The sequence below is a fragment of the Bacillus sp. UNC69MF genome, from assembly GCF_000746035.1.
GTDB classification, from domain to species: Bacteria; Bacillota; Bacilli; order Bacillales; family Bacillaceae; genus Bacillus; species Bacillus velezensis.
Map to the genome: position 1 here is coordinate 121,195 of NZ_JQKM01000009.1, position 14,223 is coordinate 135,417.

Annotated in this window: 12 protein-coding genes, 1 other RNA gene and 1 other annotated feature; of the genes, 2 read left to right on the forward strand and 11 right to left on the reverse strand. The window is 48.5% G+C overall.

All coding sequences use genetic code 11. The features are described 5' to 3' along the window. Positions 1 to 17: 17 nt before the first annotated feature. The 4 genes from BR62_RS0108815 to cymR form a co-directional block, all read right to left on the reverse strand. A complete protein-coding gene (locus BR62_RS0108815; RefSeq protein WP_156097778.1) occupies positions 18 to 638 on the reverse strand; it encodes a tetratricopeptide repeat protein in 621 nt (206 codons plus the stop codon). An 87-nt stretch (positions 639 to 725) separates the two neighbouring features. Continuing rightward, positions 726 to 1,841, reverse strand: a complete 1,116-nt coding sequence (mnmA, locus tag BR62_RS0108820) for a tRNA 2-thiouridine(34) synthase MnmA (protein ID WP_012118077.1) — start codon at positions 1,839 to 1,841, stop codon at positions 726 to 728. Positions 1,842 to 1,877: 36 nt separating this feature from the next. After that, positions 1,878 to 3,017: a cysteine desulfurase family protein gene (locus BR62_RS0108825; RefSeq protein ID WP_012118078.1), complete on the reverse strand. Its 1,140-nt coding sequence runs from the start codon at positions 3,015 to 3,017 to the stop codon at positions 1,878 to 1,880. Positions 3,018 to 3,035: 18 nt separating this feature from the next. Next, positions 3,036 to 3,452, reverse strand: coding sequence for a cysteine metabolism transcriptional regulator CymR (cymR, locus tag BR62_RS0108830; protein ID WP_003152730.1), 417 nt, complete (start codon positions 3,450 to 3,452; stop codon positions 3,036 to 3,038). 194 nt (positions 3,453 to 3,646) lie between these two features. On the opposite strand from cymR, the gene BR62_RS0108835 reads away from it, so the two are divergent. Continuing rightward, positions 3,647 to 4,915: a replication-associated recombination protein A gene (locus tag BR62_RS0108835; protein WP_032870540.1), complete on the forward strand. Its 1,269-nt coding sequence runs from the start codon at positions 3,647 to 3,649 to the stop codon at positions 4,913 to 4,915. A gap of 116 nt (positions 4,916 to 5,031) precedes the next feature. Here the strand turns inward: BR62_RS0108835 and BR62_RS0108840 are convergent, their stop codons facing one another. The 5 genes from BR62_RS0108840 to BR62_RS19705 all read right to left on the reverse strand — a co-directional run bounded on the left by BR62_RS0108840 (position 5,032) and on the right by BR62_RS19705 (position 9,716). Beyond that, complete coding sequence (locus BR62_RS0108840; protein ID WP_015240289.1) at positions 5,032 to 5,796, reverse strand: tRNA threonylcarbamoyladenosine dehydratase; 765 nt, start codon at positions 5,794 to 5,796, stop codon at positions 5,032 to 5,034. Positions 5,797 to 5,867: 71 nt separating this feature from the next. Beyond that, a non-coding RNA gene (ssrS, locus tag BR62_RS19155) (6S RNA) lies at positions 5,868 to 6,059 on the reverse strand. Between the two features lie 62 nt (positions 6,060 to 6,121). Further along, a complete protein-coding gene (aspS, locus tag BR62_RS0108845) occupies positions 6,122 to 7,900 on the reverse strand; it encodes an aspartate--tRNA ligase (RefSeq protein WP_020956140.1) in 1,779 nt (592 codons plus the stop codon). A 14-nt stretch (positions 7,901 to 7,914) separates the two neighbouring features. Continuing rightward, positions 7,915 to 9,189, reverse strand: a complete 1,275-nt coding sequence (gene hisS, locus BR62_RS0108850) for a histidine--tRNA ligase (protein WP_032870543.1) — start codon at positions 9,187 to 9,189, stop codon at positions 7,915 to 7,917. Between the two features lie 63 nt (positions 9,190 to 9,252). Next, positions 9,253 to 9,485 (reverse strand) — a binding site (T-box leader). Between the two features lie 60 nt (positions 9,486 to 9,545). Further along, entirely contained in the window at positions 9,546 to 9,716 is a 171-nt protein-coding gene (locus BR62_RS19705) for a YrzK family protein (protein ID WP_020956141.1), read from the reverse strand. A 130-nt stretch (positions 9,717 to 9,846) separates the two neighbouring features. Between BR62_RS19705 and BR62_RS0108855 the strand changes: the two genes are divergently transcribed. Then, positions 9,847 to 11,409 (forward strand): N-acetylmuramoyl-L-alanine amidase family protein, encoded by a 1,563-nt coding sequence (locus BR62_RS0108855; protein ID WP_015240291.1) that lies wholly within the window; start codon positions 9,847 to 9,849, stop codon positions 11,407 to 11,409. 26 nt (positions 11,410 to 11,435) lie between these two features. Here BR62_RS0108855 and dtd read toward each other — a convergent pair whose 3' ends face one another. Both dtd and relA read right to left on the reverse strand, forming a co-directional pair. Further along, on the reverse strand, positions 11,436 to 11,879 hold the full coding sequence (gene dtd / locus BR62_RS0108860) for a D-aminoacyl-tRNA deacylase (protein ID WP_007408194.1): 444 nt from the start codon (positions 11,877 to 11,879) through the stop codon (positions 11,436 to 11,438). A 12-nt stretch (positions 11,880 to 11,891) separates the two neighbouring features. Further along, the gene (relA, locus tag BR62_RS0108865) at positions 11,892 to 14,096 is read right to left on the reverse strand and encodes a GTP diphosphokinase (RefSeq protein WP_003152716.1); all 2,205 of its coding nucleotides are present in this window, start codon (positions 14,094 to 14,096) and stop codon (positions 11,892 to 11,894) included. Between the last annotated feature and the right edge of the window lie 127 nt (positions 14,097 to 14,223).

Here is a 14,223-nt window from a genome sequence, read left to right on the forward strand (position 1 = left end):
AGCCTTCCCTCCTTTTGTTATGACTGGGTGATAAGCTGTTTCGCATGAAGCGCAAGCATATGATCAGGCTGTATGCCGATTGCGCCTTCCAGCATCTCAAGCGCCTTTTCACGATTTTCTTTGTACGCGTAAGCGACCCCGGCATTATAAAATGCGTCCGCGTGGCTTGGGTCCTGCTCGATCACCGTCTCAAACTGCGCCAGAGCTTCATCCAGCATTTCTTCGTTTGCGAGGCACATTCCGAACTGGAAGCGTGCTTCCGTGTCATTTTCATTTAATTCAACGGCACGCTGCAAATATGGCAGTGCAAGCTTCGGCCGCTCTAATTTAACGAGAACGGTCCCCAGCATATAAAACAAATCTCCGTTTTCCATTCCGTAGCGAAGCGCTTTTTCAAACATATCCTTCGCTTCGGAAAACGATTCTTTCATCACATATACGTTTCCCGCACCGTAATAAGCGGCTGCCGCCGAATTGTCCAATTCGAGCGCTCTGTTATAGAATGCAAGCGCCCGTTCGAGTTCGTTCACAGAAGAAAGCAGATTTGCGAAGTTGATATACGGCACCGGATCTTGCCCGTTTTCCTCAATCGCTTTCGTAAATGCCTCCGCCGCTTTTTCAAAATCGCCCTCCTGCATGGCGTCAATCCCGATTTTATTATAATCCATTTTTAACTTCCTTTCGCTAAAAAACCCCAACATGCGAGTTGAGGTTTTTTACATGTGTTATACGTACCACAGTTTTGTTCCGTCTTTATAAACGTCATCTATCGTTCCGCCGCCGAGGCACTCTTCTCCGTCATAAAAAACGACGGCTTGTCCCGGCGTAACGGCGCGTACCTGCCCGTCAAAAATGACTTCCGCTTCATCATCACCCGTCATTTTCACCGTTACTTTGTGATCTTCCTGACGGTAGCGGAATTTCGCCGTGCATGTCATTTCGCCGCCGTCCATCAGACCGGGACGCGTCCAGCTGACATTTGTCGCCGTGATCTTATCAGAATACAGAAGCGGATTATGGAATCCTTGATCAACATACAGAATGTTTTTTTCAAGATCTTTACCGACGGCGAACCACGGCTCGCCGCTTCCGCCGATTCCAAGACCGTGGCGCTGTCCGATTGTATAATACATCAGACCGTCATGACGCCCTTTTACTTCTCCGTCCATTGTCATCATATCGCCCGGCTGAGCGGGGAGATATTGGCTGAGAAACGTTTTGAAGTTGCGTTCGCCGATAAAGCAGATTCCCGTGCTGTCTTTTTTCGCAGCTGTCGCAAGTTCCGCTTCTTTGGCGATTTCCCGCACGCGGCTTTTTTGCAGATCACCGATCGGGAACATGACTTTGCTGAGCTGTTCCTGATTGAGCTGATTCAGAAAATAAGTCTGGTCCTTGTTTTCATCCAGACCGCGGAGCATGCGCACTGTACCTGCGCTTCTGTCCACGCGGGCGTAATGGCCCGTCGCAAGATAATCCGCGCCGAGTGACAGAGCATGATCCAAGAAAGCCTTAAACTTAATTTCTTTATTGCACATGACATCCGGATTGGGGGTTCTTCCGGCTTTATATTCATCAAGGAAATATTGAAATACCTTTTCCCAATATTGCTTCTCAAAATTGACGGCATAATACGGAATTCCGATCTGGTTGCAGACCCGGATGACGTCTTCATAATCTTCCGTCGCCGTGCAAAAACCATTTTCGTCCGTATCATCCCAGTTTTTCATAAAGATTCCGATTACATCGTAGCCCTGCTCCTTCAGCAGAAGGGCCGCCACGGAAGAGTCCACGCCGCCGGACATGCCGACTACGACTCTTGTATCCTCCGGCCGTTTTTCCATTTGCATTCACTCCATTAAAAACGTAAGTCCGCCGTTTTAAGCAAGCCGTTTAACGACGGCGGCAAGCTTTTCGGCGGCTGTTTCGATTTGTTCCGCCGTATTGCCGAGGCCGAAGCTGAGGCGGATTGACGAAGTCAGCCTGCCGCTCTCACTTCCGAACATGGCCGTAAGCACATGGGACGGAAGAACGGATCCTGCCGTACAAGCAGATCCGCTGGAGACGGCAACGCCTTCCATGTCAAGATTGACCAGCAGCGCTTCCACCGGCACACCGGGAAAGTAAAGGTTTAAAATATGAGGCAGGCATTTCTCGGCATCTCCGTTCACCTCCGCTGTGACGCCGGATTTTTCCAGCGTGCTCATGATAATGTTCTTAAACTCCTTATACTTCGCTGTTTTCTCTTCCCTCTCACGGTTTGAAAGGACGACCGCTTCTTTTAAGCCGGCGATGCCCGGTACATTTTCCGTCCCCGCGCGGCGCTTTCGTTCCTGCTCTCCCCCGAGAAGAATCGGTGACAGCTTCACCTCTTGATTTACATATAAAAAGCCTGTCCCTTTAGGCCCGTTAAGCTTGTGACCGGAAACAGACAGCATGTCAATTCTGCTTTTTTTCACGTCAATCGGCATATAACCGAATGCCTGGACGGCATCTGTGTGAAAATAGGCCTGATGCCCGCTTAACAGCTCTCCGATTTCGTCAATCGGCTGAATGGTACCGACTTCGTTATTGCCATACATGACGGTAACAAGGATTGTATCATCACGGAGCGCTTCTTTCACCTGATTTGCACTGATCCGTCCTGAAGGGCCGGGGATGAGGTATGTCACCTCAAAGCCGTCTTCTTCCAGCTTTTCGCAGGCGTGCAATACAGCATGATGCTCAATAGCGGTCGTAATGATATGCTTACCTTCATTCTTCCGGGCGGCAGCCGTTCCGAAAATCGCTAAATTATCAGCCTCCGTGCCGCCGCTTGTGAAAATAATTTCCTGTTCTTTCGCACTGATTTCGCGCGCGATGTCCGCTCTCGCTTCATCGACCCATTTCCGGGATTCTCTCCCGAATGAATGAATGCTTGACGGGTTGCCGAAACTGCCGAAGAAATGGGGCTTCATCTCTTCGAGCACACGCTCATCCATCGGGGAAGTCGCGGCATGATCTAAATAAATCCGTTCCATTGTCTGTACACCTCTGGTTTAAATATAGAACATATAAGCTTCCTGCTCGCCGTCCGTGTAGCTCGCAAGGTCTTCTAACGTCGTGCTGTCCAGCACGTCTTTTACAGCGTCGCGGATGCGGATCCATAACTCCCGCTTGGCAGGCTCTTCATCCTCAAGCACTTCTACCGGGCTGATCGGCCCTTCCAGCACTCTGATAATATCTCCGGCCGTTATCTCTTCAGGCTGGCCCCCGAGCACGTAACCCCCGTAAGCGCCTCTGATGCTTTTTACGAGTCCGGCGTTTCTGAGCGGTGATACAAGCTGTTCCAAGTAATGCTCAGAAAGGCTGTTTGTTTGGGCGATGCTTTTGAGCGACGTCGGACCGTCTCCGTGCTTTTTCGCCAATTCAATCATAATGGTGAGCCCGTATCTTCCCTTTGTCGATATTTTCAATATGAACACCCCAGTCAATTCTAATTGTTAATTTATACAAGTAAATGGATATGAATAATCTGTTTAGTATCTTATAGACCAACTGTTATTATAACATAACTTATCCTAATTTTCATTGAAACACGGGGCCCGCCGCAATTCGCTTTTCTAATCGTCCGTTTTCCGTTACCCTGTATATGTAAGGAGAGATGTTCATGAAACCATTGGCGTATCGGATGCGGCCTGCCAATATCGAAGACATTATCGGCCAGGAACATTTGGTCAAAGAGGATAAAATCATCGGCAGAATGGTGCGTGCAAAGCACTTATCATCCATGATCCTGTACGGACCGCCGGGCATCGGAAAAACGTCCATCGCCACAGCGATCGCAGGATCGACAAGCATCGCATTCAGGAAATTGAATGCCGTCATTCATAATAAAAAAGACATGGAGATTGTCGTACAGGAAGCGAAAATGTCAGGCCAGGTCATTTTAATCCTTGACGAAGTGCACAGGCTTGATAAGGGAAAGCAGGATTTTCTGCTGCCCTATTTAGAAAACGGCATGATTATTTTAATCGGCGCGACGACCGCCAACCCTTATCATGCCATTAACCCGGCCATCAGAAGCCGGACCCAGATATTTGAGCTTGAACCGTTAACACCCGATCTGATCAAGCAGGCATTGGAAAGAGCGCTCACAGATGAACACCGGGGGCTCGGTTCCTACAGCGTTTCGGTGGACGACGACGCGATGGATCATTTCGCACAAGGGTGCGGAGGAGACGTCCGCTCCGCTTTGAACGCACTTGAGCTTGCCGTGCTCTCCACAAAGGAATCAAGCGACGGCACGATCCGGATTACACGGGAGACGGCGGAAGAATGTCTGCAGAAAAAAAGCTATACTCATGATAAAAACGGCGATGCGCATTATGACGTCTTATCCGCCTTCCAAAAATCGATCCGAGGCTCGGACGCAAACGCCGCCCTTCATTATCTGGCCCGTCTGATCGAAGCCGGCGACCTTGAAAGCATATCAAGAAGACTTCTCGTGATCGCCTATGAAGATATCGGCCTCGCAAGCCCGCAGGCAGGCCCCCGGGTGCTGAGCGCGATTCAGACCGCAGAACGGATCGGCTTTCCGGAAGCGAGAATTCCGCTGGCCAATGCGGTAATCGAATTATGCCTCTCGCCAAAATCAAACTCCGCCATCTCAGCCGTTGATGAGGCGCTCAAAGACATCAGGACGGGTAAAATCGGCAATGTGCCGAAACATTTAAAAGACGCCCACTATAAAGGGGCCCAAGAGCTCGGACGCGGGATCGGCTATCAATATCCTCACGATTTCGAGAACGGATGGGTCGAACAGCAATATTTGCCTGATCCGTTAAAAAACAAGCAATACTATAAACCGAAACAAACGGGGAAATTTGAAGCCGCCATAAAGCAAGTGTATGAAAAACTGATGAAGCAGAAAAAATAACCGGACAAGGACACCCTATGTGTTCTTGTCTTTTTTGATACCGGCCAAAATCTTTCGTGTAAACGGCGGATTCAAATAAAAAAAACAGCCTTTCCTGAAGAAGGCTGTTTTTCTTTTTATTTATCTTTAACCCGTTTAATGTCGATGTCCTTTAAGAGCTCCATGACAACATGTCCGCCCATAATCAGACCGGCCACTGACGGAACCCAGGCGTTGGAAGACGGCGGCATTTGCGCTTTGCGGATTTTCGCTTCATCATTCCCGACTTCTTTTCTGACGTCCTCACGGATGACGATCGGGCTTTCATCAGAAAAAATGACCTGTACGCCTTTTTTAATGCCCTCTTTGCGAAGCCTTGTGCGGACGACTTTGGCAATCGGATCGGTATGGGTTTTTGAAATATCAGCAATCTGAAAGCGTGTCGGGTCTGTTTTATTCGCCGCTCCCATGCTTGAAATCAGCGGAACATTCCGTTTCAGACATTCTTTCATCAGATGAATTTTATAATGAATCGTATCCGACGCGTCAATGACGTAATCAAGCGGATGCTCAAAGAACTGCTCATATGTCTCTTCCGTATAAAACATTTTTAAGGCGACGACATCGCAATCCGGATTAATATCCGCGATCCGCGCTTTCATCAAGTCTGTTTTCGGCTGTCCCACCGTCGACAAGAGCGCATGCAGCTGGCGGTTTACGTTTGTAATGTCAACATCATCTTTATCGACAAGCACGATCCGCCCCACTCCGGACCTCGCCAATGCTTCGGCTGCGAATGAACCGACTCCGCCGACGCCGAGAACGGCCACCGTGCTGTTTTTTAACGTGTCCAGCCCTTCTTTTCCAATCGCTAGCTCATTTCTGGAAAACTGATGTAACAAGAACCTCACTCCACATTCTGGTTTTATAAACTCGGCTTGTCAAAAAGCCGCTGGTTTTAGCGCACAAAAAATAAAGTCCCAATTGTGCCGTTGCAGCTTTCCTTCGTTTTGAACCCGCTCTCAGCAGGTGGGTGCCCTTTTTTAAATCTTGTAAGTCCTCTTAACGAATGAAAAGAGGCATGTACGCCATTTAAAAATGCGGGCTCCCAAATCAAAAAAATGTTCGGTCAAAACTAGGTGTACAACTAACACATCAGGACTTTATTTAACTTGTCAAAATCATATCACAGCAGATTTTGATTTTCAAGAAACAAACTGCTGATCTTTACTGTTTCACTTTTCTTTTGACAGAAAGGTGAAGTTCTTCAAGCTGGGCGTCGCTCACTTCGCCGGGCGCTTCCGTAAGAAGGCAGCTTGCGCTTGCCGTTTTCGGGAAAGCGATCGTATCTCTTAAGTTTGTGCGGCCTGCAAGAAGCATAACCAAACGGTCTAAGCCGAGCGCGATTCCGCCGTGCGGAGGGGCGCCGTATTCAAAGGCTTCAAGAAGGTATCCGAACTCCTCCTCCGCTTCTTCTTTTGTAAAGCCGAGAAGCCCGAACATTTTTTCCTGAACGTCTTTTTCAAAAATACGGATTGAGCCTCCGCCGAGTTCATAGCCGTTTAAGACAAGGTCGTAAGCCTGCGCTTTCATATCTTCAGGCGCCGTTTCAATCAGGTCAAGATCTTCACGGACAGGCATTGTAAACGGATGGTGAGCCGCATAGAAACGGCCTTCCTCCTCGTCATGCTCCAGTAACGGCCAGTCCACAACCCACAGGAAGTTGAAGAGGCTTTCGTCAATCAGGCCGCGTTCTTTGCCGAGCTTTAAGCGAAGCGCGCCGAGGGATTGGGCCACAACCTCAAACTTATCAGCGCCGAACAGGAGCAGATCGCCTTCAGAAGCATCAAGCGCTTCAGCCAGTTTTGCCTGCTTCTCTTCATCAAAGAATTTCGCAATCGGGCCTTTTACGCCGTCGGCTTCAACTTTCACCCAGGCGAGACCTTTCGCGCCGTAATTTCCGGCAAAAACGCCGAGCGCATCGATATCTTTTCTGGAATAGTCGCCGGCAGCGCCTTTGACATTGATCGCTTTTACAACGCCGCCGTTTGCCACGGCTGATGAGAACACCTTAAATTCAGTATCTTTCACTATGTCTGACACGTCCGTCAGCAGCATGCCGAAGCGGGTGTCAGGCTTGTCGGAACCGTAGCTGTTCATCGCTTCTTCATATGTCATTCGCGGAAGCGGAAGCGGTACTTCAACACCTTTTGTTTCAAGCATGACTTTCGCCATCATCTCTTCCGCCAGAGCCATGATGTCCTCTTGACTCATAAAGGACATTTCGATATCAATCTGCGTAAATTCCGGCTGGCGGTCGGCACGCAAGTCTTCATCGCGGAAGCAGCGGGCCACTTGATAATACCGTTCAAAGCCCGACACCATCAGAAGCTGTTTAAAAATCTGCGGCGATTGCGGAAGGGCGTAAAATTCTCCTTCATGCACCCGGCTCGGCACTAAGTAATCACGGGCGCCTTCGGGAGAGCTTTTTGTTAAAATCGGTGTTTCAATATCAAGAAATCCGTTTTCATCCAAGAAATGGCGGATGGATTTTGTGACTTGGTGGCGCATTTGCAATGTTTGAAACATCGCCGGGCGGCGCAAATCCAAATAGCGGTGTTTTAACCGGACGTCTTCAGAAACCTCAGCCGCCTGGTCACTGATCGGAAACGGAGGCGTTTTCGCCGTACTGAGCACCGTCACCGCTTCAGCTTTGATTTCAATTTTACCGGTTTTCAGGTTGGGATTCACCGTGCCTTCTTCACGGGCAGAAACCGTGCCTTCGATATCAAGCACATATTCGTTTCTGATTGCTTCCGCTGCGGCAAGGGCTTCCTTCGATACGTCAGGGTTGAACACAACTTGCACAATACCCGAGCGGTCGCGCAAATCAATGAAAATCAAGCCGCCGAGATCGCGCCGCTTCTGCACCCACCCTTTCAGTTTGACGGTTTCGCCAATCGCTTTTTCAGTTATCTCGCCACAATAATATGTTCTTCCAAACATAGCGTTCCTCTCCTTCACTGCTTTTGATCTGCCTTTAACACTTGTATCAGCTCGTCTAACACCACTTCACGCTGCTCTCCTGTTTCCGCATCTTTTACATTGATTTTATTTTGGGCAAGCTCATCTTCCCCTAAAATCGCAATAAAACGTGCGCCGAGACGGTCAGCTGTTTTAAATTGGCCCTTCATCTTTTTATTTTCATAATCGATTTCACTTGAGATGCCCGCTTCTCTCAGTTTGTACACGAGGGAAACGGAATAATCCTTCGCTTTTTCTCCGAGCGTCACGATGTAGCAGTCAATCCCCTGATTGACGGGAAGCTCTGTTTTCTCAGCGTCAATGGCTGCCAGCAGACGTTCGATGCTCATCGCAAATCCGATACCCGGCGCTTCAGGTCCGCCGATCTGTTCAACAAGCCCGTCATAGCGGCCCCCGCCGGCAAGGGTTGTAATCGCTCCGAATCCTTCGGCATTGCTCATAATTTCAAAAGCGGTATGGTTATAATAATCAAGCCCTCTGACAAGGTTCGGATCTATTTCGAACGGGATGCCGAGATCGTTTAAGTATTGTTTTACTTTCTCAAAATAAGCGGCTGATTCTTCATTTAAGTAATCAAGAATGGACGGAGCCGTTTTCATCAGTTCATGCTCTCTGTCTTTCTTGCAGTCAAGAATTCTGAGCGGGTTTGTGTGCAGGCGCGACTGGCAGTCTGAGCAAAACTCTCCGATGCGCGATTCAAAATGTTTGACGAGCGCTTCCCGGTAGGATTTGCGGCTCTCCTGGTCACCAAGGCTGTTCAGCACAAGCTTGACATGTTTCAAACCGGCTTTACGGTAAATACTCATCGCAAGCGCAATGACTTCTGCATCCACGGCCGGATCTTTGGAGCCGATCGCTTCAATTCCGAATTGATAGAATTGGCGGAAACGCCCCGTCTGCGGACGTTCGTAACGGAACATCGGTCCGACATAATAAAGCTTCGTCGGCTGCACCGGGTTCGCAAATAATTTATTTTCATTGAACGCGCGGACTGCGGCGGCCGTTCCTTCCGGCCGAAGCGTCAGGCTTCTCCCTTTACGGTCTTCAAACGTGTACATTTCTTTCTGCACGATATCTGTAGACTCACCGACGCCTCTTGCGAACAATTCCGTATGCTCGAAAATCGGCGTGCGGATTTCTTTATATTGATAAGTGCGGCACGTCTCCCTCATAATTTGTTCGACGAACTGCCATCTGTCTGATTCACCCGGCAGTATGTCCTGTGTGCCTCTTGGAATGTGATATGCCATGTTACAGGCCTCCTTAATGTCTTTCTTCAAATAAAAAAACTCCCGCTCCTACTATACATGTATAGTAGGGACGAGAGTTATACCCGTGGTGCCACCCTAGTTGGAATGCCGAAGCATCCCCGCTCTGACCTTTAACGCAGGTTCACGTCCGCTGCCTAATGACTTGCAAAAGCGTTCAGCAGGGAACCTCCGGAGTGTTGTTTCGAGAAAGATGCAGTGCGGATCCGCTTTCAGCCCGGGACGGTTCCTCTCTTCTCCATGCATTCTGACCTACTCTTCTCCATTATCGGTTCAAAATCGTTATCATGACTTATGTACATCAATTTCTATTATAATAATGGGATTGCACTCCCCTGTCAAGTTTTATTCCGTCTGTTTTTCCTTGCGACCGCATCTTTCGATAAAAGACCGAACTCCGTCGCCGTCTCTTCAAGAAAACCCGCCTTTTCTCTATCGCTCTGATCACTGAAGTGCAGATTTCCTTCCGCATCGTGCAGCGCGCGTCCCATTTTTGGTTGATATTTCATGATTTGCACACCTTTTCGCTGTATTTATGACTAGTATAAACAAACCATTTTATTTTTATTTAACATTCAGCAAGGAAAATACGATATTATACAAGAATGTATTTTAGTTAGTTCAGAAAGGAGGACAGCCATGAAGAAGAGAACTCTTGCTCTTATTTTATGCGGCGTCATCATCACAGCGCTTCTTCCGTCATTCCACACCGCAATCGCCGCCGAGGGAGAAGCGGTCATCGCGACAGACAAGATCAATGTCAGAGGCGGTCCCGGCCTGAGCTATGGAATTAAGGCTGAAGTAAAAAAAGGGGAAAGATACCCGATCGCTAAAGAAGAGGGAGACTGGGTGCAGCTTCAGCTGAGCCCCGGTAAAACCGGATGGGTCGTTTCCTGGCTGATATCAAAAACAGCCGGAGGAGCAGACCATTCATCCGCAACAAGCGGAACGGTCACTTCCACCGATCCTGACCTCCGCATCAGAAAAGGCCCGGGGACATCATATGAAGTCATCGGCAAACTTCCGCAAGGCGCACATGCATCCGTGCTGGACAAGAACAGCGGATGGGTGAACATTTCTTATCAAGGCACAACCGGATGGGTTTCTTCCGAATACGTCACCGCGGACAGCGGCGGATCGGATACGAAAGCAACTTCGGCCCGAAGCGGGTCAAAAAACGGGACGGTCGGCGTTTCTTCATTGAATGTCAGAAGTGCAGCGTCACATGATTCAGCGATTATGACTAAATTATCACGCGGAACAAAGGTTTCCATCTTAAGTGAAGACCACGGCTGGCTGAAAATTGAAGCAAACGGGCAAAAAGGCTGGGCAGCAAGCCACTACATCATAAAGGATTCTGACTCATCGGACAGCGCATCCGGCTCGGGAGACGGTTCTGCGGGCTCAGGCTCCTCGAAAAAAGCGTATATTGTTTACGGCGGCACCAACTTAAGGAGCTCGGCCTCAACTTCCGCTTCTATCGTAAAAAGAGCAGATAAAGGCGCAGCCTACCCGATTGTCGGCTCAAGCGGCAAATGGTATGAAGTCCGGCTTGAAAACGGACAAACCGCATATGTGGCAAACTGGGTCGTACAAACGTCAAAAAGCGGTGAGGAAACAGGTGAAGCACCTTCTCCCGACACGTCAGGCGGCAGCGGCTCACTTAAAAACAAAACGATCGTCGTTGATCCCGGACACGGAGGAAAAGACAGCGGAACGATCGGCTACTCCGGAAAGTTTGAGAAAAACGTAACCATTAAAACCGCTAAGCTGCTGGCCCAAAAATTGCGGGCGGCCGGTGCAAACGTGTATATCACCAGACAGGATGATACTTTTATCAGCCTGCAGGCTAGGGTTTCAACCTCTCATTACCGGAATGCGGATGCCTTTATCAGCATTCACTATGACAGCTATGCCGATACGTCAACACGGGGAAGCACGGCTTATTATTACAGTCCGTCTAAGGATCGCCAGCTTGCCTCAGACGTCCATTCTGAAGTAGTGAAGCGTTCCCCTATCCCGGATCGCGGCGTTCTGTTTGGCGATTATTACGTCCTGAGGGAAAATAAACGGCCTGCCATGCTGTATGAGCTCGGCTATCTCAGTCAACCGCAAGAAGAAACAATCATACATAGCGGCTCTTATCAGGAAAAAGTGACAGACGGAATTGAAAGCGGATTGGAACATTATTTTCAATCATAAAAAAAAGCTGCCGAACGGCAGCTTTTTTATTGTTTAGAATCCATAATCAATGTAATCGGCCCGGAATTCGTCAGCTGAACATCCATCATGGCTCCGAATATTCCGGTTTCCACTTTGACTCCTTTTTCCCGAAGGAGTTCGTTCCACTTTTCATAAAGGAGCACAGCCTGATCCGGTTTAGCCGCATTCATAAAATTCGGGCGTCTCCCTTTCTTCGTTTCGCCGTAAAGCGTAAACTGTGAAACGGATAAAATCTCCCCGCCCGTATCCAAAAGCGATAAATTCATCTTGCCGCTTTCATCATCAAAAATCCGAAGATTCACGATTTTATCCGCCAAGTAAGCGGCATCTTCTTCTGTATCTTCATGAGTGATGCCGACAAGCGCCATAATGCCGGGTCCGATCCGGCCGGCAACAGCGCCGTCAACCGTCACACTCGCTTCTGTTACACGCTGAACAACTAATTTCATAGCAAGCTCCTTTTAGTTCATTACCCGGCGGACTGAATAGATGTCTCTGATCTGCTTAATCCGCTCGACCACTTTATGCAGATGATTGATGTTTTGAATAAAAATCGCCATATGAATCGTAGCGACTTTATTGCGGTCGGATTTGCCGGAGACAGAGGAGATGTTGGTTTTCGTTTCATTTACGGCTTGGAGCACCTCATTTAAAAGCCCGAGACGGTCATACCCCAAAATCTCAATCTCAACGTTATATTCTTTGCGTCTTTGAACCTGTGATTCATGCTCCCATTCAACGGGGATCAGACGTTCCTGCGCTTCATTCGTTTTGACGTTCGGACAGTCATCCCGGTGAACGGATACACCGCGCCCTTTTGTAATAAAACCGACGATATGGTCGCCCGGCACCGGGTTGCAGCATTTCGACAAGCGGACGAGAAGGTTGTCAATGCCTTTTACGCGCACACCCGCTTCCCGTTTTCTCCCTTGCGGATAATGTTTCGGCTCGGAAGTGACTTCCTGAACGATTTTTTCCTGCTCTTCCTGGTCACGGAGCTTCCGTTCTTTTTCGGTGAGCCTGTTGGCCACCTGAAGAGCGGTAATGCCGTTATATCCGACCGCCGCGTACATATCCTCTTCATTTGAGAAATTGAACTTGTCGGCAACTTTTTGAAGATTTTCGAGTGTTAAAACATCTTTCACTTCAAAATCAAGATTTTTAATTTCTTTCTCGACAAGCTCACGGCCTTTTTCGACGTTTTCTTCACGGCGCTGTTTCTTAAAGAATTGGCGGATTTTGTGTTTCGCCTGGGACGTCTGCGCCAGTTTGACCCAGTCTTGACTCGGACCGTATGAATGCTTGGACGTCAGAATCTCGACGATGTCGCCCGTCCGGAGCTTATGGTCAAGCGTCACCATTTTTCCGTTCACTTTCGCCCCGATTGTTTTGTTGCCGATCTCCGAGTGGATCCTGTAGGAAAAATCAATCGGCACAGAGCCTGACGGCAGTTCAATGACATCGCCTTTTGGCGTAAATACGTATACCATGTCAGAAAACAGATCGATTTTCAGCGATTCCATAAATTCTTCCGCATCGGTAGACTCGTTTTGGAATTCCAGAATTTCACGGAACCAGGACAGTTTTTTCTCAAATGTCGCTTCTTCGTTTGCAGCCTTGCCTTCTTTATATGCCCAGTGTGCGGCCACCCCGTATTCAGCGATCTCATGCATCTCAAACGTTCTGATCTGCACTTCCAGCGGATCGCCTTTAGGCCCGATTACGGTCGTATGCAGCGACTGATACATATTCGGCTTAGGCATCGCAATATAATCTTTGAATCTGCCCGGCATCGGCTTCCAGCACGTATGAATAATGCCGAGGACGGCGTAGCAGTCTTTAATGCTTCCGACAAGAATACGGACGGCGAGCAGATCATATATTTCATTGAACTGTTTATTTTGCAGCGCCATCTTGCGGTAAATGCTGTAGATGTGCTTCGGACGTCCTGAAAAGTCCGCTTTGATATTTACTTCTTCGACCCGTTTTTTTACTTCATTGACAACCTCTTCGACATAAAGTTCGCGTTCCGCGCGCTTTTTCTTCATGAGGTTGACGATTCTGTAATATTGCTGAGGATTCAAATAACGGAGAGCGGTGTCTTCCAGCTCCCATTTGATTTTAGAAATCCCGAGCCGATGGGCCAGCGGAGCGAAAATTTCCAGCGTCTCATTTGAAATTCTCCGCTGCTTTTCCTGCGGAAGATGCTTTAACGTCCGCATATTGTGAAGGCGATCCGCCAGCTTGATCAATATGACTCTGATATCCTGAGCCATAGCGACAAACATTTTTCGATGGTTTTCCGCCTGCTGCTCCTCTTGAGATTTATACTTAATTTTACCGAGCTTCGTCACGCCGTCGACAAGCATCGCCACTTCTTCAGAAAATGCTTCCTTCAGGTCGTCGAGGGTGACATCCGTGTCCTCTACCACGTCATGGAGAAATCCGCCCGCAATTGTGGAAGGGTCCATTTCCAGATCGACGAGGATCCCCGCCACCTGAATCGGATGAATGATGTACGGCTCACCTGATTTGCGGTACTGTTCGCGATGCGCGTTTTGCGCATACAGGTAAGCTTTCTCAACAAACGCAATCTGCTCCTCCGGCAGATAAGTGCGCGCTTTATCTATTACTTGCTCGGCAGTCAATACTTGTTCGTTCGCCATGGAATCACCTTTTTTAAATGTAAACTGTATTAGTTTATTATCAAGAAAAAAACGAGAGATGTAAAGGGCAGAAGTTCAAAACACCTAAAGAATCTGTCAGGATGATGAAATAATAGGAAAAAAGCAC